Source organism: Rhodobacteraceae bacterium S2214 (assembly GCA_025141675.1).
GTDB lineage: Bacteria > Pseudomonadota > Alphaproteobacteria > Rhodobacterales > Rhodobacteraceae > Yoonia.
Genome location: CP081161.1, coordinates 1,015,359 through 1,036,617, shown reverse-complemented (window position 1 = coordinate 1,036,617; position 21,259 = coordinate 1,015,359). Strand labels below are relative to the sequence as shown.

The window sequence follows — 21,259 nt, the reverse complement described above, 5'->3', positions numbered from 1 at the left end:
GCCGCACAATAGTTTGCCTTCCCCTGCTGTGATTTAATCAATCAGAGGGTGTTTCGAAGGCTCCATATTGCAAGACAGAAAAAGCGGCTTCGAATCAATCGAACCCGCATAGACCGCCCAGATATGATGTGAGAGGAAAGAACACAAGACCAAATAGGGCATTCTTGTGCCCTGCCGTTGTCGCACCAGCATGTTGGAAACTGCGGCCCGCGTCAAGTTCCGTGTCACGGTGCGCGAGATCAAACCCACAAAATCGCACATCAAAGCACCGCCGCCCGGTCCAATTCGAACCGGGCGGAGGTTGTATTATTTACATGCCCATCGCGACAGCAAAGCCAGAGAAACCGGTGCTGCCCAGATCAGATAAGAGCGTCGCCTCGGCTGTCGTCAGGTCGATCGCATACAGACCGGACGTGTCCGCCCCGTCCATCTGCAAGATCGCATAGCCCATATCGACACCCTCTTCCGGAGACACGATGTCAAAACCGCCCGCGGTCACAAGATCAGCGACCTCGCCGTCAACCATGACTGTGCCTACAGTTTCCAATGTGCCCGCGTTGTTCGCGAGGCTGACCAATGCGTTTGTGCGGGCGTCGAGCGCGTACTGGAACGTGCTTTCGGCTTTCACGCCGGAAATCGCGTTAGTGTAGGCGTTTGCATAGATTAGCGGTTCGTTGCCTTCGTTCGCATCACCTTCGGCGTAGGCCGTGTCGGTGAAACGCAGCACGGAATTGGCGCGTTCGTCGTTGTCGCCGAACCCTTCAGGGAAATAAACAAGGTTCGCACCATCGTCACCCACCATGCGCACGGCATCAATCGCGTTGTTAAAGTCCATCGCAACGGCGGCACCAGTGACCATCGCGTCATCGGCAAAGGTTGCGCCTAGATCAGTCAGTGCGCCAGACATCTTATCAATTGTGAACACCATGCCGTCGCGTGAGAACCCGACCAGATCACCGGTCACGGGGCGGTAGGCAATCGCATCAAGACGTGCAGACAGTTCGTAAGTCATAGCGGCGGCCGGATCAGCGATGCTGTCCATTGTCACCAGCGTCAGCCCGTCATTAGCAAGCGCATAGCCTGACAAAGCGGCGTGGCCATCGGCAATGGCTGTGCTTGCTGAAAGAATGGTGATCGTAGCAAGTGCTGTCGTACGCATAAACATCGTAAAGTTCCTTGAGTTAGGTCACCGGAAGCGTCCGGATTACTGAAGACACGTAAAATGCCGCCCCCAAGTTTCAGCTGACGGAAATTAAACGAACCTTTCCCCAAATTCAGGACTTCACCGACCTGCCGCACCCCCAAAAACGAAAAACCCGACACGCATTGCTGCGTGCCGGGCTTCTTTCGATCAGTTGAAAATGGCTTAGGCCAGTTCAACCTCTGCGCCTGCTGCTTCCAGCTTCGCTTTGATCTCTTCGGCTTCCGCTTTCGGAGCGCCTTCTTTGATTTTGCCGCCAGCTTCGACGAGGTCTTTAGCTTCTTTCAGGCCAAGACCTGTGATGCCGCGAACTTCTTTGATGACGTTGATTTTGGACGCGCCAGCGTTCTTGAGAACGACGTCAAAGTCAGTCTTCTCTTCTGCTGCTGCACCGCCAGCGTCGCCGCCGCCAGCCATCATCACTGCGCCACCGGCAGCTGGTTCGATGCCATACTCGTCTTTGAGGATGGTTTTCAGTTCTTGTGCTTCGAGAAGGGTCAGACCAACGATCTCTTCAGCAAGTTTCTTCAGATCAGCCATTTGCTTTTCCATTTCTAAATAGTGTGTTCCAACGTCAGGGCAGATGCCCCTAAGTCAATCCAAGTTGCTTTATGCAGCTTTCTCTTCGATGGTTGAGAGAATGCTTGCGATGTTCGAAGCAGGCGCGCCAATGGCCCCAGCGATGTTGCTTGCAGGTGCACCGATGCAACCAACGATAGAAGCGATAAGCTCCTCGCGGGATGGCATCGCGGCAACGGCTTTCACACCAGCTACGTCCAGAGCAGTCTCACCCATAGCACCGCCAAGAATAACGAGCTTGTCGTTTTCTTTAGCGTAGCCATCCATGACCTTCGCCGCAGCGACAGGGTCTTCGGAATAGGCGAGAACAGTCATGCCTGTCAGGTAATCAGCGATGCTTGCGCAAGGCTTACCTTCCAAGGCGATTTTGGCGAGCTTGTTCTTGGCAACGCGTACGGACCCTTCTGCGTCACGCATTTTTGCGCGCAGGTCCTGCATTTCGGCAACTGTCATGCCTTCGTAGTGGGCAACCACTACGACGCCAGAGCTTTCAAAGACTTGGCCGAGCTCTTCGACCAGCTGTTCTTTTTGTGCTCTATCCACAGTTTCACTCCAAGTTTGGAGGGTATCCCCTCCGGCTCAATTTTGCTGGGAAGCGATGCTGCCCAACAGTCTAAGTCCATTTTTACGGGGGAGCGCCATCAGGACCGAGGAGAGCCTCGAAAATTCTGGTCTATCCCGTCTCAGGCAGGAATTAATGACATTGCTGCCAACCCACCGTCTCGGACGAATAAAGGCCCGGACGAATCAAACCGTCAGGCCTTGATGGTGCTTTAAAGGGAGATGATGGTTTTGCCAAGGGTAGCGGGGTAGAAAACCCGCCTACCCCAGTTTGTGAAGCGGTATGGCCTGTCAGTCGAATCTGCACAACGGGGTGATCGAAAACCCGACAACCTGTTCGCTGAGCAAATTGAAATCCAGCGCGCTGACACATCCATCGTCCGTTTCGGCGGTCCCGCTTAACGTCGCGCGACTGTTGTTGATCTCAAAACTCGTGATCTTGACGGTTGTGTATGGCTTGGTCTGCACAAACATGTCTTCCAGTCTCTCGACCGGGACCTCTTTCGCAAATTCGGGATGCATCAATGCTAGTGCGTCATCGTAGGCCTCTGTCGACACCGCAATGGTGAATTCGCGGACCGTTTCGCGCGCACCTGCGCTGACCTTTGATAGCACGACGTAAAGCAAGAAACCGATCACGGCGCCAATGCCAATCGCTATAAGAAGAATACGTTTCATCGAAAACCCTTATTCAAATCGTTCTGACCAGCGACTTAGCAGCGAGCCTATACTGAAACATGCGACACGAAACGGCCCACAACCACTATGGGGCCGTTTCGATTGATTGGATCAAAAGATGAAATCATCCACGCTGATGTCAGCAGCAAGGTCTTGGGTTTTGATCAGCAACGTTTCGTCTTCGAAGCTAACGGTCACGCGGCCCGACTTTTTGGTGTGCGCATCAAAGATCAGATCCGCGCCATCGCTGACGCCCCACTCCGTGATGTCGATCTGGTCAACGCCAATCTCAAAATCGCTGATCGTGTCGCGGTCGCCATCCGAGACGAGCACAAACGTATCCGCACCACCACGACCATGCATGTTGTCGCGCCCTGCACCGTCGATGAGCGTGTCAGCCTGATCCGCACCGAACAAGCGGTCATCGCCTTCGTGACCATCAAGCGTTTGCACAACACCGTCCTGCCCCTGAATACGGTCGTCGCCGCGGCCGCCGATCACCTGCTCGATACTGTTGAACACCATATCACCGGACCCGTCAAAGAACTGCCCGTCACCAGATGCGAGCGAAATCTTGAGCGCGTAGCCTTTGCTCAATCCTGAGAAATCAACAAGATCGACACCTTCGCCACCGTAATACTGCTCGAACGCGCCTTTTCCGCCTTTGAACGTGTCGTTTCCCTCGTTGCCGTGCATCGAGTCAGACCCGCCGTTGCCGTCGATATAATCATCACCAAGACCGCCCTCGATGTAGTCATCACCGCCGCGCCCGTCGATCACATCATCACCCGCAAGCGCATAGATCACGTTATCCACGGCCGTGCCCGCAAGAACGTCATCTCCAAGCGTCCCAAATTCGCCGCGTGAATCATAGCCGGCGTCATCCGGCATCCAGTCGATCCCGTCCGCGTCACCTGCCACCCAGCCCGTGCCATCGAACCAGTAATAGACCGCGAAATCAGCGTCTTCGCTCTCGTACGCGGGTTCGTCGTAGTAATAAGTTTCGTCGTAATAGGTTTCGACAACAACCGTCGAGCTTTGCGCAAATCCCGAGAACAGATAATCGACCTTGATCCCGTCGTTACCATAAGCGCCGGTCACGACCTCGACGTAAGCGGACAGGTTTTCGAAAATGTAGTCGATGGATGAGGCGTCTTCAGCGATCGGATAATATCCAAAGGCTTGGCTGGTATCGTAGAATTCACGGTAGAATTCACCGACCACTCCAACGACTTGCCAATTTTCAAGCGCTACATCATAGGGTTCGGTTTCGCCGTTCCCGAAAATGACCCGCAATTCTCTTAGGTCCCAAGCCACGCCGTCGATTGTTTTACCAAACAGATCTGTCCCGAGACTATCCCCCGTGGTCGAAATATCCCCGAGAAATGCATCATCGCTCAGCGCGTCCTGAATGCCATCGCCGTTAAAATCACCTGTCAGCATAGCCGCTCTCCCCCAAGAGAAATAATTAAAGCCAACAAATCTATTGGCTGATCTTAATAATTGGGGCGACGTTAACAATCATGAGGTGAGACCTACAAGCGGAAATCGCCATACTTCCGCCACATTTGCGGCCGGTACTCCATTGTTTCCATTGCAAAAACAATGCCCCACAAACGCAAACGGCAGACCCGAAGGCCTGCCGCGTGTCACTTCGATAAGAAGTGTTAAGTCTTAGTTGCCAGTCGCGTTTGCGATGGACAATGTAACGCCTGGGCCCATTGTGGAAGATACAGCGATCTTCTTCATGTATGTGCCTTTTGCGCCAGTTGGGCGTGCTTTCTGAACCGCATCAACAAATGCCAGAACGTTCTGTTCCAGCTGTTCGTTGGTGAAGGATGCTTTGCCGATACCAGCGTGAACAACGCCAGCTTTTTCCGCTTTGAACTGCACTTCGCCGCCTTTAGCAGCTTCAACAGCTGCTTTAACGTCCATAGTCACAGTACCAACGCGTGGGTTTGGCATCAGGTTACGTGGACCCAAAACTTTACCCAGACGACCAACAACCCCCATCATGTCAGGTGTCGCGATGCAGCGATCAAATTCGATTGTGCCGCCCTGAACAGTTTCCATCAGGTCTTCTGCACCAACGATGTCTGCGCCAGCTGCTTTTGCTTCTTCAGCTTTTTCGCCACGTGCAAACACAGCAACGCGTACTGTTTTGCCTGTGCCGTTTGGCAGTGCCACTGTCCCGCGAACCATTTGGTCTGCGTGACGTGGGTCAACGCCCAACTGGAGAGAGATTTCGATAGTTTCGTCGAACTTCGCTTTCGCGTTGTCCTTCATCAAAGCAACTGCTTCGGAAACGGTGACGTCTGCTTTGCCTTCGAAGGCTGCGCGAGCTGCAGTTGTACGCTTACCAAATTTAGCCATTACTTCACCTCGATGCCCATAGAGCGAGCAGAACCCGCGATGATCAGCATTGCGCCTTCGATGGAAGTCGCGTTCAAATCTTTCATCTTGGCTTCAGCGATCTCACGAACCTGCTTACCAGTGATGGAGCCTGCAACTGTACGGCCTGGCGCTGTTGAGCCGGACTTCAGTTTCGCAGCTTTCTTGATGTAGTAGGACGCAGGTGGCGTCTTGATTTCCATCGAGAAGGATTTGTCCGCGTAATATGTGATCACGGTTGGGCACGGCGCGCCGTTTTCCATTTCCTGTGTTTTCGCGTTAAACGCTTTACAGAATTCCATGATGTTGATGCCGCGCTGACCCAATGCTGGGCCTACGGGTGGGGATGGGTTTGCTGCGCCCGCTGGGACTTGCAGCTTAAGTGTCCCTACTACTTTCTTGGCCATGTGGCCTCTCCTTTTCCAACGCCCGACAATCGCGATCATCCGGCTTTACGTTGTGTGGTTCGGCTGGTCACGCGCGCGCGCCAAGACCTCCCACAGCGATGCCACCCCATGTAGAGGCAACAGGTCGTGCGTTTAGATCGCGCCTAAGCGTTATGCAAGAGGTAATTCGTCTGCCTTCCCCATTCCCGTTCACGGCAAGGTGATCCGAGAATTTACACACCATCCGACCAATTTGCGCGTCCGCTGCGTTAAATACCGTAAGCAGTGTAGCGATGCCACCGATCAAGGATGTTCAGATGAGATACACCAAAGCGCAAATCAGATACCATTGGGCGTCTGTTTTGCTCATCTTGATCATGGCCGTGACAGGCATGGCCTACCGGTTGGAACTGGCCGACGATGGCGCAATGTTGATCCATCAACTGACAGGCCAAGTTTTGATTGTTCTGCTGATTGTACGGATCATCAGTCGGATTGCAAAGCGCCCCGCACCGAACCCGCATCGCAGCATTGCAACGCTGGCGGCCAGCGCCATACATATCGCACTATATCTTACCCTGATTGCTTTCGTCGTGACCGGCTACATCGGCGCGTCTGCCGAGCTGGATAATGCGCTGGTCGCCCCTGCCAGCCTGAGCTTTGCAAGGTCCGACACCGGTGAACGGCTGCTTGAAATTCATTACCTCTTGAAATGGGTGCTTCTTGTTTTGGCCGGCGGCCATATCGCCGCGGCGCTGAAGCACCATTTCTGGAACCGCGATTCCACCCTCACTGATATGTCACTTAAAGCCAGATAAGGATTTCCCTATGCACCAGCTGACCCGACGCCATGTGATCGCAACATTGACCAGCAGTACCGTCTTACTGTGTCCCGCGATCTTGAATGCGCAAACGACGACACTTGAACTGGATGATTGGGCTGACATCCCAGACGACACCCCGATTGGGCAAAGCCAGACCATCAGTGTCGACGCGGGCACCAGCGAGATTGAGATTAGCGCATTGGAACCCGGCGAAGTTGCCGTAATCGCCCGCCCCACAACGGATGAAAAGTATACGGCAACCGGCATGATCCAGTACATCGCCGTTCATCGCCGCACCGAGGATCAGGTTGCAGCAGCCGACGATCGTGACGGCACAATTCAGGATCCTGCGTATTTCGTGGTGAACCTATTGTGCACCCACAAAGGCAAAGCCATCGGGGTCACTGGCAATCCAGAGGCGCCATTTGCCTGCACAGATCGCGGCAGCCGCCACAGTTCGGTTTACAATGTATCGGGGTTTGGGGTGTCTGGCGCATCCGAAGATGAATACCTGTCTATCCCCGACTATACACTGAGCGTCGGAGATAGCGTTGTTCTTACACTGGCCTAACGGATCAGGCGGTCGCAGGGATTAACCCTGTTTCACAACCTGCGTGTACTCCAGTTCGACTGGGGTCGCGCGACCAAAGATAGACACAGTCACCTTCAGGCGCTGGTTTTCTTCGTCCACTTCTTCCACCATGCCGTCGAAATCTTCGAACGGACCGTCGGAAACCTTAACCTTCTCACCAATTTCAAAGCTGATGAGCGTACGTGGCGCTTCCTGACCTTCTTCGACACGACCAAGGATCGCTTTGACCTCTGCATCGCGCATCGGCATTGGGCGACCTTGCGGGCCCAAGAAACCTGTGACGCGGTTGATAGAGTTGATCAGGTGGTAACCTTCGTCCGACATGTCCATGCGGACCAGAACGTAACCCGGCATAAAGCGACGTTCGGCTGTCACTTTTTTGTTGCGGCGGACTTCGATCACTTCTTCGGTCGGAACCAGCACTTCTTCGATCTGATCATCCAGACCCTGCTCTTCCGCTTTTTGGCGAATGGTCTCTGCGATCTTTTTCTCAAAGTTCGAGAGGACGCTTACAGAATACCAACGTTTGGCCATATCAAAGAGCACCTTTGCCGATTGCGGACTGCGCCGCAAAGTTCCAATTATCACAGACAGTTATATCATCTGCGCGGGTCAATAAAAAGCGGCGCGCAACTTGATTCGCCGCACGCCTTCCCCGAAAGTTGAGGCGTCGTACCGTTCTGAACCAATGTTTTCAAGGGGGTGAGGGCAGATTTCCGCACCAGTCGCTGTGGTTCGCCCACCGCGAAAACGGCACCAAATCGCGGCGTCGGATGCTTCCGGCGAGCGTTGATGAGAACAAAAGTAGATAAGGTAGTTTAGCCGCCGAAGTAGTTCAGCACGCCCTGCAGACCTGTACGGATCAGAAGATCGACGAGGAAAAAGAAGATCGCGGTCAATGTGGCCATGATGAAGACCATGATTGTGGTCATCACAACTTCCCGACGGGTCGGCCAGACAACCTTTGCAACTTCTGCGCGGGTTTCGTTAATGAATCTGACTGGGTTAGCCATAGGTCGCGGTCCTTTACATCTGTAGACCGTCACATACGCAGTCTTTACTGGGTTTTCAAGCGGTAGGATGCAGGTCCGCAGTTTGCGCGTCAGACCTGCAAAAACGTCACATCCGCCATGGCCGCAATCATCGCACATTGATCGGCATAGAAGGTGCGCGACGCCGCATGTATTGTCGTATCGTATAGATCATAGGGCGGGTTATCGGCTGTGATGGGTAAGGCATCGGCGGCGATCCGTTTGAAATCCGGACCGGTGAACCGTTTCGCCAACAGAATCGCATCAACAGCCTGTTCGGATAGCCGCTGATGGATCCGTTCGGGCGGCGGCACAACATCGCGCGTGCCGACCATTGCCTCGCAAACCTGCGGGAACACGTCGGCGTAATCTTCTTGCCGCCAAACCGTCAGCGCACCTACGCCTGCTGTCGCCCGCAGCCGGCCAATGTAATCGGCCCAATCGACCACGGTGAACGGGTTCTTTTCGCGATACTTTTCCGGCTCAACGACGCGGTTGCCGTTCAGAATTTGACTATAGGCGGACCCCAAGTAGTCAGTGGGGTTCCTGATACCCAGACACAGATCAATGGCGGGACCGCCTGCTTCTGCGATGATACGGGCAAACTGGCTGACCCGGTCTGGGGCCGTGAAATAAAGCGGGGTCGGGATGCGCCCCCAGCCCCGCTGGAGTTTTCCGGCAAAGGTTTCTTCGGACAACACAAGCCGGTCGGCACCATCCGCCAATTCCGCGAGCGCATCGTGCGGCGACAACGCCGATACATCTGCGCTATCCGGATCGAAAGGAAACCCAAACCGTTCCGGCAGACTGGCCCCCGGTTGGCGCAATGTCTGTGGCCCCGCAAATGCCACGCCTTCAATCGGCAAAGCCGCCATGATTGCATGCTGCAAATGGGTGCTTGCGGTCTTATGCGCCCCAAGGTGCAACACAATTGCGCTGGGTAAAGCCTGCGATGTCATGAGATTGGCGGCCCCTCTATCACACGGGAAGGATCAGAGGTCTGGCAGGGGTACACAGACTCGAACTGTGGACCTACGGTTTTGGAGACCGGCGCTCTACCAACTGAGCTACACCCCTACGCTGACCGACTGTCGATCTACCCCCATGCCAATTCTTTTTCAAGCCCCGCCTTGTCATTGTCCAAGAAAAAAGCGCATCAAAGAAAAACCGATCCAGACAGAGCCTTCAGATGTCCCCGTTTCGCCGCCGCTTGGAAAATTCTGCCTTTCTTGCCCGCTTTATCGCGACGCTTGTGGGATGGTACTTGCGGCTGTGCATTCTGACGTCAAAGTGGGAAACATCGGGGCTGGATGCGCTGAGACGCGATCTGGAACAGGGTCCGGTTCTTTGCGCACTTTGGCACGGCCGATTGATGATGATCGCGCCGCATTGGCCGCGTACCGCAGGATCGTTGTCTTGCTTGCATGATACCGCCCCGATTGGACGGGCAGCGGGTGCTTTGCAGGCCTATTTCGGTCTTCAGCCGATAGAGATGTCCGCGAAACGGTCTAACGTGGCGCAATCCCGCATTGTGATGAAACGGGCGAAGGAAGGTGTGAGCATCGGAATTACAGCCGACGGACCAACCGGTCCGGGTTTTGCCGTGAAAGATGCCCCGCTGGAATGGGCGCGGATCATGCAACGCCCGATTTACGGCTACGCCTTTTCTACGAAACGTCATCGCATCCTGAAAACGTGGGACAGTATGATGGTGCCATTGCCGTTTACGCGGGGCGCGATTGTGTTTGATCGGCTTGATGTCGCGATTCCGCGTAAGGCCAGCGATGCTGAAATTGAAGCGGGCCGCGCTGTCATGACGGCAGAGTTGAACCGCGTGACCGCAACGGCAGATCAGATGTCAGGCGTCACGCAGCGCGGCTAGATCCGCACCGACGATGGCCGCTTCATTGTCTTGCACTTTTTCAATGGGCCAATCCCACCACGCGATATCGAGAAGCTCTGCGATGGTCGCATCGTCAAACCGCCGCCGTACCACGGTCGCGGGGTTCCCTGCGACGATGGCGTAATCCGGGACATGGCCCCGCACGACCGATTGCGCCCCAATGATCACGCCATTGCCGATCGAAGCCCCTGGTAGAATCGTCGCCCCCTGCCCGATCCAGACGTCATTCCCGATCACTGTGTCTGGTCCCGGTTCCGGCATCGACGCTGGCCCACCCCCAAAGATCATGAACGGAAAACTGGAAAACCCGTCATACCGGTGGTTCGCCGACGATGTCACAAAGGTCACGCCGTCCGCAATCTGGCAGAATTTGCCGATCTGCAGCGTCTCTGGCGAAAAATCGTAAAGGTATGGCGCGAGGTGAAATGCCCAATCATCGGGCGGCACATGCGCGCTGGCATAGGTGTAATCGCCCACGTGAAACTTCGTATGATCCTTCACAGCAGGTGCGAGAAAGACCGTTCCGGCATGCGGCGTCCCGTCAGGCAAGATGACCGGATGAAGCGTATCAGGTGCTGGAAATGGATCGGGCATTGCGTGCTTTCTGGTCCGTCGATCCGCCCATCATTTGAAAAGTCTCAAAGTTTAGCGGAACGAATTTGATCCCATCATGTTGTGCAGACAATCGAAACGCAACGGAAAGGAAATATCATGTCAATGAATACCCTACATGACGTGTACCACGACCAACTTCAGGACATCTGGAGCGCGAACACGCAGTCGTTGGAGATTATTACCGAACTTGGCCGTGCCGCGAAGAACAAACATTTGTCCGAGGCCCTGATCGCTGGTGCGAACGGTGTTAGCGACGGTATCGAAAAAGTAGCCGAGATTTGCGCCAAGCATGACATCAAGCCAACAGGCGAACATTGCAAAGGCATGGAAGGTCTTGTGAAAGAAGCGAAGGCCCATGTGCTCGAGGCTGATTTTGGTGACGACGACGTGCGTGATGCAATGATCATCACGCAGTACCAGCGGATGGTGCATTACGCGTTGGCCGGCTACGGCTGTTTGGTCGCCTTTGCGAACCGCATTGGCGAAGATGGCGAGGCCGCGATCTTGCAGGAATGTTTGGATAACACATACGACGGCGACCGGACGATGACCGATATCGCCACTGGTGAGGTAAACGCGAAAGCCGCGTAATACCGCCCCGATTCCTCCCTGCCTTCCCAAGGCACCGAAAGGCCGTCGCATCCTCCCTGCGGCGGTCTTTTGCCTTTATAGGACGCGCTGCAATAGCTGGAGAGCAAGGATCGCGATAATCGCCCCTGCCAATATTTCGACGATGGCCAACATACGTGCGGTCGCGGTACCACCAGCGACTTGCGCCAGCGTACTTTCCCGCAATCCAACAGATGCAAGCGCTACCGCGCCTGTAAATGCTGCCGTGCCGATCCCCATCACAAAGGCACCCGCGATTCCAGCCCAAGCGACACCCAGTGCATTCGTCAGGATCAACAGAAAGACAGCACCTGTGCAGGGTCTGATCGCAATCGCTGCAATGACGGCAACGGCATCTTTTACAGACCGAACATTGGCGGCCTGATCAGGTGTCGGGCCGTGCGCGTGGCCGCAACTGCTGCACACGCCGTCATGGTCATGGTCATGATCGTGGTCGTGACGATGATGGTCTTTGGTAGTCTGACGCGTTTGCAGAAAATGCCGAATGCCCCGCAGAAACAGCCAGAGACCGACACCGATAATCAGCGCGTAACTGAGCGGCGCAAAAAATTTATCAGCCGCGTCGGTCATCTGCGTCCGCCCCCAACCAAGCACCCAAATCGCGCCGTAGACCAAAATGACGGCCGTGAGTGCTTGGGCCAGTGACGACAGAACAGCCAACCCGACAAGTCGCGCCGCAGCGACACGCGCCCCAATGCCGTAACCGCCGATGACGAGTTTGCCGTGACCGGGTCCGGCGGCATGCACAAAACCGTAGGTCAGGCAAAGCCCCCAGAGGCCAAGCAAAGCGCCTGCTTCTCCGGCTTGCAAGGCACGCAAACTGCGCGCCATTGCGTTTTGAACATCGCGCTGCGTTGCTGTCGCCCAGCGGCTGACCGCGTCCGCGCCGCCATATCCCCACAAGCCGATGATCACCGCGATCAGCCCGATAAGGCAGATTAACCCAATGGTGCGCATGTAACCTCTATGGTGTCAGCAAAGGCGACGCCGACTTCGGGGAATTGTTCGTCTGCACCGACATCAGCAGCGGGGCGGCCATAAAGCAATTCTTCGACCAACGTGTAAGCCGCATCAAGATTGGCGGGGGTAATCAACGTTTCGCAATCGTCTCGCCCTTTGATCTGTACGGCCCCGACAAGGTCGTAGGCGACATAGTAGAACGGATCATAGGCGCGGATTGTGATCGGTGCCGTGGGATCGTTCAAAGCAGGGATCGGCCTGCGATGCATTTCACGCACGATCCCGTCCTCGAATACCATGGTGTGGTTCGTGCGCGGCGCAAGCTGGATGATGTCACCGCCTTGACTAACCTCCAGATCACCTTGGAAATCCGCAGGCCATTCGGTGACAGACGCCGCCAGAATTTGTTCTTCTTCAGCCGTCAGCTGCATGTCCCCGTCCAAATCCAGCCCAAGATCAGAGGTGATCAAAAGCGAGAAGTAATCGTCGTAAATCCATGCGAGATCGACGGCCGCAGGCACGCCATTTTCGAAAATGACCGTCACCTCTGTCGACACAAAAATATGTGGATGGGCCTGCGCCATTGTGGACGGAACAGTCGCGGCGATCAGGGCGGGCAAGATAAGGTGGCGCATATCGAAATCATATGTGACGGGCTGCACCTGCGCAACACACACCCGTCTACAGGTAGTGGCGAATTCCGCCGATGGGGATAGCTAGGGCCGCGCCAGGCGGCACGGCCCAATATCGATTACAACGCGGGTACGCAAACGCCGGAATATGTACCGGTGCCGCTTGCGTCACGCCGCACTGTGACGTTGGTCAATGTCTCTTCTGGTGTGTTGCAAACAACGTTCAATTCATTGTCGGCCCAATTGGCCCCTGCAACGCCGCTAACAACGTTGCCTTCACGGTCCGACGTCAACCGATCAGGGTCGCTGCCACCGGAACAAGCAGAGGTTAAAAGAACAAGAAATACAATGGGAAGGGTCTTTGTCATCTTTATCTCACAACAAGGTTTACACGTGAGAACGGGCTAGCATGTCGGCACCCAAACAAAAAGGCCGCGTCATTTCTGGCGCGGCCTTTTCTAATCTCGTTACCTCTTGCGAGGCGTCATTGATTACTCAACAATCTTAGACACAACGCCGGCGCCAACAGTACGGCCACCTTCGCGGATCGCGAAGCGCAGGCCGTCTTCCATGGCGATTGGAGCGATCAGTTCAACGTTGAACTTCAGGTTGTCGCCCGGCATGACCATTTCTGTGCCTTCTGGAAGAACAACAGTGCCTGTCACGTCAGTTGTACGGAAGTAGAACTGTGGACGGTAGTTCGCGAAGAATGGTGTGTGACGACCGCCTTCTTCTTTTGTCAGAATGTAGGCTTCTGCTTCGAACTTTGTGTGCGGGTTCACGGAACCTGGCTTACACAGAACCTGACCACGCTCAACGCCATCACGGTCGATGCCGCGCAGCAGAACGCCAACGTTGTCGCCTGCTTCACCGCGATCAAGCAGCTTGCGGAACATTTCAACGCCAGTACATGTCGTTTTCTGTGTTTCACGGATACCAACGATGGACAGTTCGTCGCCAACGTTCACAACGCCACGCTCAACACGGCCAGTTACAACTGTACCACGACCAGAGATTGAGAACACGTCCTCAACTGGCAGCAGGAACGGCATATCAACCGCACGTGCAGGTGTCGGGATGTAGTCGTCAACAGCTGCCATCAGAGCAACGATTGAGTCTTTACCGATGTTGTCGTCACGCTCTTCCATAGCTGCCAGAGCAGAGCCTGGAACCACTGGAATGTCGTCGCCTGGGTATTCGTAAGAAGACAGCAACTCACGGATTTCCATTTCAACCAGTTCCAACAACTCTTCGTCGTCAACCTGGTCAACTTTGTTCATGTAAACAACCATGTACGGGATGCCAACCTGACGGCCGAGCAGGATGTGCTCGCGTGTCTGTGGCATTGGGCCGTCTGCTGCGTTCACAACCAAGATCGCGCCGTCCATTTGGGCAGCACCAGTGATCATGTTTTTCACGTAGTCGGCGTGACCTGGGCAGTCAACGTGCGCGTAGTGACGTGTTTCAGTCTCGTACTCAACGTGTGCTGTAGAGATCGTGATACCACGTGCTTTTTCTTCTGGCGCGCCGTCGATCTGGTCGTAGTCTTGGAAGTCGCCAAAGTACTTTGTAATCGCCGCTGTCAGCGTCGTTTTACCGTGGTCAACGTGGCCGATTGTACCGATGTTGACGTGCGGTTTCGTGCGTTCAAACTTTTCCTTAGCCATATGCCAAAGCCCTTAAATTCGAGGGGCCAATTTGGCCCGGTTCAACTTCGCACGCGATCTATTGGGAATCGCGCCGGAAATCAAGCGTCAGGTTGTCTGCCGGAACGTCTTCGCAAAATTATTTTGTCGCAGGTGTCGATTTCGCCATTTCTTGTGCGTCTGGATGGTACAAAGGCAATGACGCCTGTGTAGAGAATGAAAGATGACCCCATGCAATATATGTGTTTGATCTATTCCGCCGAGGGCACTGGTCCACAACCCGGTTCTGACGAATTTGGCCCTTTTATGCAGGGCTACACCGATTTCACGAACGAAATGGCTAACAGCAAAAAGATGGTTCATGCCGACGCGTTGCAGCCGATTGCCACAGCCACAACAGTGACTGTCCGTGACGGGAAAACCATCACGACAGACGGGCCATTCGCCGAGACGAAAGAGCAGCTTGGCGGGTATTACCTGTTGGAATGCGATGATCTTGACGACGCCATCGCGCAGGCCGCGAAAATCCCGACGTCCACCTATGGCCGGATCGAGATTCGCCCAGTGATGGTCTGGGAATAACCCAAAATGTTGCCACCCCATTCGTTGCGCCAAGCCATTGACCGCTGTGCGCGTGAAGAATGGGGTCGCATCCTTGCCGCATTGACCAAATCGCTGGGTGATATGCAGCTTGCAGAGGACTGCCTGCAAGATGCCGTTACCAAGGCGATAGAGGTCTGGGCCCGAGACGGGTTGCCGCGCGCACCCGCCGCGTGGCTGATTACAACGGCACGCCGGCGGGCCATTGACCGGCTGCGTCGAACCGCCCGTTTTCAAGCCAAAGTGCCCGAACTGTCGTATCTGGCGGACCTTGAAAACACACCTGATGAAAGCGACGACAGCGTGATCCCTGACAAACGTCTTGAGATGATCTTTACCTGCTGCCACCCCGCGCTCGAGGAAAAGACCCAAGTGGCGCTGACCTTGCGCACCTTGGGTGGCTTAACGACCGGCGAAATTGCACGTGCTTTTCTGGATCAACCCGACGCGATGGCCCAGCGCCTTGTCCGCGCTAAACGCAAGATTGCTGCTGCTGGAATTCCTTATGAAATCCCATCTGCTGATATGCTGCCCGCACGGACAGCTGCCGTGATGTCTGTGCTCTATTTGATATTTAACGCGGGTTACACGGGCGCCAATGCAGGCAAATGGGGGCTCAGTGACGAAGCGATCAGGCTGGCGCGGATCATCCACACCCTGATGCCGGATGATACCGAGGTCGCTGGTTTGTTGGCGCTGATGCTGTTGCATGATGCACGGCGGATTGCGCGAAAATCCGACGCGGGCGAAATGATCCCGCTGGAAAAGCAAAACCGCAACCGCTGGGATCGCGCCAAGATCAGCGAAGGCGATGCAATCTTGCAGGCCACGCTGCCCAAGGGACGTGTCGGGCCATACCAGTTGCAAGCCGCTATTTCCGCGTTGCACGCGCAATCCGCTGCATGGGATGACACTGACTGGTCTCAAATCGCGGCGCTTTATGCATTGCTGTACCGTATCCAGCCGTCCCCCGTTGTGCGGATCAATCAGGCGATGGCTGTGTCCTATGCGACATCGATTGATGCGGCTCTAGAGATGCTGTCATCGGTTGCCGAAGATCCCGACATGCACCGGTACCAACCGTTTCTGACGGCGCGGGCTGACCTGCTGCATAGATCGGGGCATCCCGACGCCCTGCCCGCCTATGATGCCGCTATAGCGCTGACCGAACAGGCAGCCGAGCGCGCGTTTTTGCAGGCCAAGCGCGACGGCATTTTGTAAAGCCCGCAACACCCGTTAGGGTCAGGTCATTCACAAAAAGGAGGACCACCATGTCACTTGGTGCATTTTCAACGAGCCTCAACGTCAAAGACCTTGCCGCATCAATTGCGTTTTACAAAACGCTCGGGTTCGAGACGTTCCACGATAATAGCGAACATAACTACGCCATCCTCAAGAATGGCGAAACTTTACTTGGGCTGTTTCAGGGGCATATCCCTGCAAATACGCTGACGTTTAACCCCGGTTGGGACAACAACGCCCAGAACGTCGATCCGTTCGAGGACGTCCGCGCCATTCAAAAGCGCCTGCAAGATGCGGGGATTAAGTTAGAAGCGACATGCGATCCGGACACCAGTGGCCCTGCGCATATCATGGTGATGGACCCTGACGACAACGCCATCCTGATCGACCAACACAGATAAGAAGTGGGCGGGCCATTGCTGACCCGCCCAATCACTCATTAACCAACAAGGGCGTTATCGTCGCGTTTGATCGCGATGATAGAAGAACGTGCCAGCATACCTTCACCGTCCGGGAAAGGCGCGTCAGGGTGTTGGATGCCCACGAACATCGTGCGTTTGTCGGCAGACCATGTCAGACCAGTGACTTCGGACCCGTTTGGCCCCGTCATGAAGCGTTCGATCTGACCCGTCACTGGATCACCTGCCAACATCTGATTGTTGCCCATTCCGGCAAAACCTTCTTCGTTGCTGTCGTCACCATCGGTTTGGATCCACAGCAGACCTGTGCTGTCAAACATCATCCCGTCAGGCGAGTTGAACAGGTTGCCTTCGTTGATGTTGTCAGACCCGGCGTTCAGGTCGTCATGCACAGTCGGGTTGCCCGCCATCACATAGAGATCCCATGTGAAATCAATGGCGGCGTGATCGTCGTTTTCAGGGCGCCAGCGAACGATCTGACCGTAACGGTTTGCATCACGCGGGTTTGGTGAGTTTTCGACCGCAAAGGCAGGATCGCCGCCTGCGTTTGTGAACTCAGGACCACGGCGCGAGTTATTCGTCAGGGCGCAGTAGCCTTCAACCGCAACAGGGTTCACGGCGACCCATTCAGGGCGGTCCATCGTGGTCGCACCCACTGCAGAGGCCGCTTTCCGCGTGAAGATCGCGATTTCAGCAGCGTCCATACCAGTCGCTTCTGGTGTCAACGCAATCCACTCACCGGTCATGTTGGTGTCGAATTTGGCGGCATAAAGCACACCGTCATCGAGCAATTCTGACGTCGGACCACCCGGAGTGTACACGCCATTGGAGACGTATTTATACATAAATTCGCCGCGCTCATCGTCGCCCATATAGACAACAACACGGCCATCTGGTGCAATTACAGCAGCCGCATTTTCGTGTTTGAAACGGCCAAGGGCTGTGTGTTTGATCGGTGTAGATGTCGGGTCCGATGGATCGATTTCAACGATATAACCAAAGCGGTGCGGTTCGTTCGGGTTCTTAGACGTATCGAAACGCGCATCGTATTTCTCATATGAATAACGGCCCTCAGCACCGATGCCGTAGCGCGCGTAGTCTTCGGGTGCTTCAAAACCTTCATCGGTGGAACCGAAGTAACCGTTGAAGTTCTCTTCGCAGGTCAGATATGTGCCCCAAGGCGTTTTACCTGCACCGCAGTTGTTCATCGTGCCCAGAACGACGCGACCCATTGGATCCGCCTCTGTCTTCATCAGGTCATGGCCAGCAGCCGGACCCGCGATGGTCATTGGCGTGTTTTGCGTGATGCGACGGTTCAGATCGCTGTCCACGACAATGCCCCAACCATCAGTGCCTTCAGCCACTTCCATGACCGTGACACCTTGCATGTTTTGCAGTGTTAGCACGTCATCGGCGCTCAAAACCGCGCCGTCAGCGTTTTGCGGCAAGTTGATCTTTGTGTTCACATATTCATGGTTCACAACGATCACCTGACGGCCATCAACCACAAAAGCTTCCATGCCGTCTGTGTTTTCGCCAAACACACGATCAGAGCTGGCAACACCGACGCCAAAATCTTGGCTTAGCTCTTCCGCATCAGAGAAAAGCGGTTCGCCCCATTTCGCAACCAGCGCCCACGAATATCCGTCCGGCACATGCACTGTGTTGTCCGTTTGGATCGGGATCGGTGTGAAACCGAAACGGCTAGCGGCCTGTGCTTCAACAGATGTCGTGCACAGCATTGTGCCCGCGCCCATCACTGCCGCACCGGACCCGAACGCCACAATACCGCTAAGGAAACCGCGGCGTGAAATTGCTTTTTCAACGACGGCATCGAATTCAGTTGTTGCAGCAGCGGGCCGTTGCAGTTCGTCCCATTCGTCCCATGACAGGTCGTATGTTGTGTTATCTTTCATCACCGTGGCTCCCCAAGTGGTGGCTAATTTTGGGGCGACCCTAGGAGCGGTAATTTTCAGATTTGTGACGTTAGCATTTCAGTTTTATGACACCGGCGGACTTAGGTAAATTTGTTGTCGCGCGGGAAACCACGCGGGGCCATGCGGCCTGCGCTTGCGCGTTTGCCGGTCCATTCATCAAGTTCAGTTTCGGTCCGTGTGCGACCCGCAGGATCAAGCCATGTCAGACCATCCGCACGCTGGAATGTCGTCGCATCGGATAGACCGCCATCCTTGTACTTCTGCAAACGAACACCTTTACCGCGACCCATTTCAGGCAATTCATCAAGAGAGAACACAAGCACCTTGCGGTTCTCACCAACGACAGCAACCGTATCACCGTTCACGCGCTTACAAATCAACGCCTTCGCAGAGGCCACGTTGAGCACCTGTTTCCCGGTTCGTGTTTGCGCCAGAACGTCGTCTTCGGGCACGACGAAACCGTTGCCTTCGGTCGACGCCACAAACAGCCGCATCCCTGGCTTATGGATCAGGATGTCGATGATTTCGACGTCGTTGGGGAGGTCGATCATCAGGCGCAGCGGTTCGCCCATGCCACGACCACCCGGTAGGTTCGCGGCAGACACGGTGTAGAATCGCCCGTTCGCGCCAAAGACCAGCAGACGGTCTGTGGTTTCCGCGTGGAAGATGAACCGCGCCTCGTCACCGTCTTTGAATTTCAGCTCACGTGTCAGGTCGATATGACCTGTCATCGCCCGCACCCATCCCATTTTGGAACAGACAACGGTGATCGGTTCTTTTTCGATCATCGCCTCAAGCGGGACTTCGACAATTTCGGCAGCTTCGGCGAATTGCGTACGGCGTGCGCCACCCGGGCTAGTGCGCCCGAATTGTTTGCGTGTTTCGCGCAGTTGGTCCGCGATCGTGCTCCACTGCAGATCAACAGACCCAAGCAGTTCGATCAGCCCAGCGCGTTCTGCACGCAAGGCGTCGCGTTCCGCAATCAATTCCAGTTCTTCCAAGCGGCGCAAGGACCGCAGGCGCATGTTGAGGATCGCCTCGGCCTGTACTTCGGTCAGCGCGATTTCAGGGTCTGTGACCACCCCAATCGGCGACACGTAGTCTTTATCAGACGTGGCACGGACATGGTCCAGCGCCCAGTCTTCGGTGATCAAAGCAGGCTTTGGACTGTCGTCGTAGCGGATGATGTCAATGACGCGATCCAGATGCAGGAAGGCGATAATAAAGCCGTCCAAGACTTCCAAACGGTGATCGATTTTTTCGACGCGGTGTTGCGTGCGGCGGATCAAGACTTCTTTACGGTGATCAAGGAAAGCGCGCAGCACTTCTTTAATCGAACAGACCTTCGGCACCAGACCGTCGATCAGCACGTTCATGTTCAGGCTAAACCGCGTTTCCAGATCGGAATTGCGGAACAGCATCCCCATCAGAACCTCTGGATCAACGGTTTTCGCACGCGGTTCCAGCACCACGCGAATGTCGTCAGCAGATTCGTCGCGGACGTCGGCCAGCAGCGGGACCTTTTTGATCTGGATAATCTCGGCCAGCTTTTCGATCAGCTTAGATTTCTGCACCTGATATGGAATTTCAGTGACGACGATCTGCCACTGACCGCGACCCAAGTCTTCGATTTCCCATTTTGACCGCAGGCGGAAAGATCCGCGACCTGTCCGATACGCTTCGGCGATGTTTTCTTTCGGCTCGACGATCACACCACCCGTCGGGAAATCCGGTCCGGGAATGTAGTTCAGTAAGGTTTCGTCGCGGGCATCCGGCGTTTTGATCAGATGCAAACAGGCGTCGATCAGTTCGTGCAGGTTATGTGGCGGAATATTCGTCGCCATCCCCACAGCGATCCCAGACGACCCGTTGGCCAACAAGTTCGGGAAAGCCGCCGGAAACACAACCGGTTCTTCCAGCGTGCCGTCGTAATTGGGGCGGTAATCAACGGCGTTCTCGGTCAGACCCTCCATCAAGGCCTCAGCGGCGGCGGTCATCCGCGCCTCTGTGTACCGAGCAGCCGCCGGGTTATCCCCGTCGATGTTGCCAAAGTTACCCTGACCATCAACCAGCGGATAACGGACGTTAAAGTCCTGCGCGAGGCGTGCCATCGCATCGTAGATCGCCGCGTCACCATGCGGGTGGTAGTTCCCCATCACGTCGCCAGAGATTTTCGCGGACTTCCGGAAACCACCAGTGGAATTCAGTTTCAGTTCGCGCATCGCGTAAAGAATCCGACGGTGTACAGGTTTCAAACCATCACGCGCATCGGGCAAAGCCCGATTCATGATCGTCGAAAGGGCGTATGTTAGATATCGATCACCCAGCGCACGGCGCAGCGGTTCTGCGACTTCGGGCATTTGCGGATCAATATCGTTGTCGGATGTATCATTACTCATGCCCGTTGGTTTAGCTGGCGGAACTTTTGGCGT

The 21,259-nt window shown here is 55.2% G+C and carries 24 protein-coding genes and 1 tRNA gene; 7 read left to right on the top strand and 18 right to left on the bottom strand.

All coding sequences use genetic code 11. From position 1 onward, the window contains the following. Positions 1–310 precede the first annotated feature (310 nt). The 7 genes from K3729_05130 to rplK all read right to left on the bottom strand — a co-directional run bounded on the left by K3729_05130 (position 311) and on the right by rplK (position 5,817). Positions 311–1,165 carry a DUF4394 domain-containing protein gene (locus K3729_05130; GenBank protein ID UWR00160.1) on the bottom strand — a complete coding sequence of 285 codons (855 nt, stop codon included), beginning with the start codon at positions 1,163–1,165 and terminating at the stop codon, positions 311–313. Between the two features lie 201 nt (positions 1,166–1,366). Further along, complete coding sequence (gene rplL, locus K3729_05125; GenBank protein UWR00159.1) at positions 1,367–1,741, bottom strand: 50S ribosomal protein L7/L12; 375 nt, start codon at positions 1,739–1,741, stop codon at positions 1,367–1,369. 69 nt (positions 1,742–1,810) lie between these two features. Further along, a complete protein-coding gene (rplJ, locus tag K3729_05120; GenBank protein UWR00158.1) occupies positions 1,811–2,323 on the bottom strand; it encodes a 50S ribosomal protein L10 in 513 nt (170 codons plus the stop codon). A gap of 309 nt (positions 2,324–2,632) precedes the next feature. Further along, positions 2,633–3,019: a hypothetical protein gene (locus K3729_05115; GenBank protein UWR00157.1), complete on the bottom strand. Its 387-nt coding sequence runs from the start codon at positions 3,017–3,019 to the stop codon at positions 2,633–2,635. Positions 3,020–3,130: 111 nt separating this feature from the next. Next, a complete protein-coding gene (locus tag K3729_05110) occupies positions 3,131–4,462 on the bottom strand; it encodes a hypothetical protein (GenBank protein ID UWR00156.1) in 1,332 nt (443 codons plus the stop codon). Between the two features lie 231 nt (positions 4,463–4,693). Beyond that, entirely contained in the window at positions 4,694–5,392 is a 699-nt protein-coding gene (rplA, locus tag K3729_05105) for a 50S ribosomal protein L1 (protein UWR00155.1), read from the bottom strand. Next, on the bottom strand, positions 5,392–5,817 hold the full coding sequence (gene rplK / locus K3729_05100; protein UWR00154.1) for a 50S ribosomal protein L11: 426 nt from the start codon (positions 5,815–5,817) through the stop codon (positions 5,392–5,394). Before rplK ends, rplA begins: the two co-directional genes overlap by 1 nt. Before the next feature lie 296 nt (positions 5,818–6,113). Between rplK and K3729_05095 the strand changes: the two genes are divergently transcribed. Both K3729_05095 and K3729_05090 read left to right on the top strand, forming a co-directional pair. Further along, on the top strand, positions 6,114–6,614 hold the full coding sequence (locus tag K3729_05095) for a cytochrome b/b6 domain-containing protein (GenBank protein UWR00153.1): 501 nt from the start codon (positions 6,114–6,116) through the stop codon (positions 6,612–6,614). 10 nt (positions 6,615–6,624) lie between these two features. Then, positions 6,625–7,191: a hypothetical protein gene (locus tag K3729_05090; GenBank protein UWR00152.1), complete on the top strand. Its 567-nt coding sequence runs from the start codon at positions 6,625–6,627 to the stop codon at positions 7,189–7,191. 21 nt (positions 7,192–7,212) lie between these two features. Here K3729_05090 and nusG read toward each other — a convergent pair whose 3' ends face one another. The 4 genes from nusG to K3729_05070 form a co-directional block, all read right to left on the bottom strand. Further along, positions 7,213–7,746, bottom strand: coding sequence for a transcription termination/antitermination protein NusG (nusG, locus tag K3729_05085; GenBank protein UWR00151.1), 534 nt, complete (start codon positions 7,744–7,746; stop codon positions 7,213–7,215). Positions 7,747–8,030: 284 nt separating this feature from the next. Further along, positions 8,031–8,225: a preprotein translocase subunit SecE gene (gene secE, locus K3729_05080; GenBank protein ID UWR00150.1), complete on the bottom strand. Its 195-nt coding sequence runs from the start codon at positions 8,223–8,225 to the stop codon at positions 8,031–8,033. A gap of 89 nt (positions 8,226–8,314) precedes the next feature. Next, on the bottom strand, positions 8,315–9,202 hold the full coding sequence (locus K3729_05075) for a hypothetical protein (protein UWR00149.1): 888 nt from the start codon (positions 9,200–9,202) through the stop codon (positions 8,315–8,317). Positions 9,203–9,244: 42 nt separating this feature from the next. Next, positions 9,245–9,320, bottom strand: a tRNA-Trp gene (locus tag K3729_05070). 112 nt (positions 9,321–9,432) lie between these two features. On the opposite strand from K3729_05070, the gene K3729_05065 reads away from it, so the two are divergent. Next, positions 9,433–10,125, top strand: coding sequence for a DUF374 domain-containing protein (locus tag K3729_05065; GenBank protein UWR00148.1), 693 nt, complete (start codon positions 9,433–9,435; stop codon positions 10,123–10,125). Here the strand turns inward: K3729_05065 and K3729_05060 are convergent. Beyond that, complete coding sequence (locus K3729_05060; protein ID UWR00147.1) at positions 10,102–10,740, bottom strand: CatB-related O-acetyltransferase; 639 nt, start codon at positions 10,738–10,740, stop codon at positions 10,102–10,104. The two genes, K3729_05065 and K3729_05060, sit on opposite strands and share 24 nt — an antisense overlap. A gap of 117 nt (positions 10,741–10,857) precedes the next feature. Here K3729_05060 and K3729_05055 point away from each other — a divergent pair, with 117 nt between their 5' ends. Then, a complete protein-coding gene (locus tag K3729_05055) occupies positions 10,858–11,352 on the top strand; it encodes a ferritin-like domain-containing protein (GenBank protein ID UWR00146.1) in 495 nt (164 codons plus the stop codon). Positions 11,353–11,427: 75 nt separating this feature from the next. On the opposite strand, the gene K3729_05050 is transcribed toward K3729_05055, so the two are convergent. The 4 genes from K3729_05050 to tuf all read right to left on the bottom strand — a co-directional run bounded on the left by K3729_05050 (position 11,428) and on the right by tuf (position 14,650). Next, positions 11,428–12,348 (bottom strand): hypothetical protein, encoded by a 921-nt coding sequence (locus K3729_05050; GenBank protein ID UWR00145.1) that lies wholly within the window; start codon positions 12,346–12,348, stop codon positions 11,428–11,430. Further along, on the bottom strand, positions 12,330–12,986 hold the full coding sequence (locus K3729_05045; GenBank protein ID UWR00144.1) for a DUF1007 family protein: 657 nt from the start codon (positions 12,984–12,986) through the stop codon (positions 12,330–12,332). The genes K3729_05050 and K3729_05045 overlap by 19 nt, the downstream gene beginning before the upstream one ends. Before the next feature lie 116 nt (positions 12,987–13,102). Further along, on the bottom strand, positions 13,103–13,351 hold the full coding sequence (locus K3729_05040) for a hypothetical protein (protein ID UWR00143.1): 249 nt from the start codon (positions 13,349–13,351) through the stop codon (positions 13,103–13,105). A gap of 123 nt (positions 13,352–13,474) precedes the next feature. Beyond that, entirely contained in the window at positions 13,475–14,650 is a 1,176-nt protein-coding gene (gene tuf / locus K3729_05035; protein UWR00142.1) for an elongation factor Tu, read from the bottom strand. A 210-nt stretch (positions 14,651–14,860) separates the two neighbouring features. On the opposite strand from tuf, the gene K3729_05030 reads away from it, so the two are divergent. Genes K3729_05030 through K3729_05020 form a run of 3 tightly spaced genes read left to right on the top strand, consistent with a single transcriptional unit; the run spans position 14,861 to position 16,872 of the window. Next, positions 14,861–15,211: a YciI family protein gene (locus K3729_05030; GenBank protein ID UWR00141.1), complete on the top strand. Its 351-nt coding sequence runs from the start codon at positions 14,861–14,863 to the stop codon at positions 15,209–15,211. A gap of 6 nt (positions 15,212–15,217) precedes the next feature. Further along, on the top strand, positions 15,218–16,450 hold the full coding sequence (locus tag K3729_05025) for a sigma-70 family RNA polymerase sigma factor (protein ID UWR00140.1): 1,233 nt from the start codon (positions 15,218–15,220) through the stop codon (positions 16,448–16,450). A 50-nt stretch (positions 16,451–16,500) separates the two neighbouring features. Next, on the top strand, positions 16,501–16,872 hold the full coding sequence (locus tag K3729_05020) for a VOC family protein (protein ID UWR00139.1): 372 nt from the start codon (positions 16,501–16,503) through the stop codon (positions 16,870–16,872). A gap of 38 nt (positions 16,873–16,910) precedes the next feature. On the opposite strand, the gene K3729_05015 is transcribed toward K3729_05020, so the two are convergent. After that, positions 16,911–18,806, bottom strand: a complete 1,896-nt coding sequence (locus tag K3729_05015; protein ID UWR00138.1) for a PhoX family phosphatase — start codon at positions 18,804–18,806, stop codon at positions 16,911–16,913. 101 nt (positions 18,807–18,907) lie between these two features. Beyond that, on the bottom strand, positions 18,908–21,226 hold the full coding sequence (locus K3729_05010) for a DNA topoisomerase IV subunit A (protein UWR00137.1): 2,319 nt from the start codon (positions 21,224–21,226) through the stop codon (positions 18,908–18,910). Positions 21,227–21,259 lie beyond the last annotated feature (33 nt).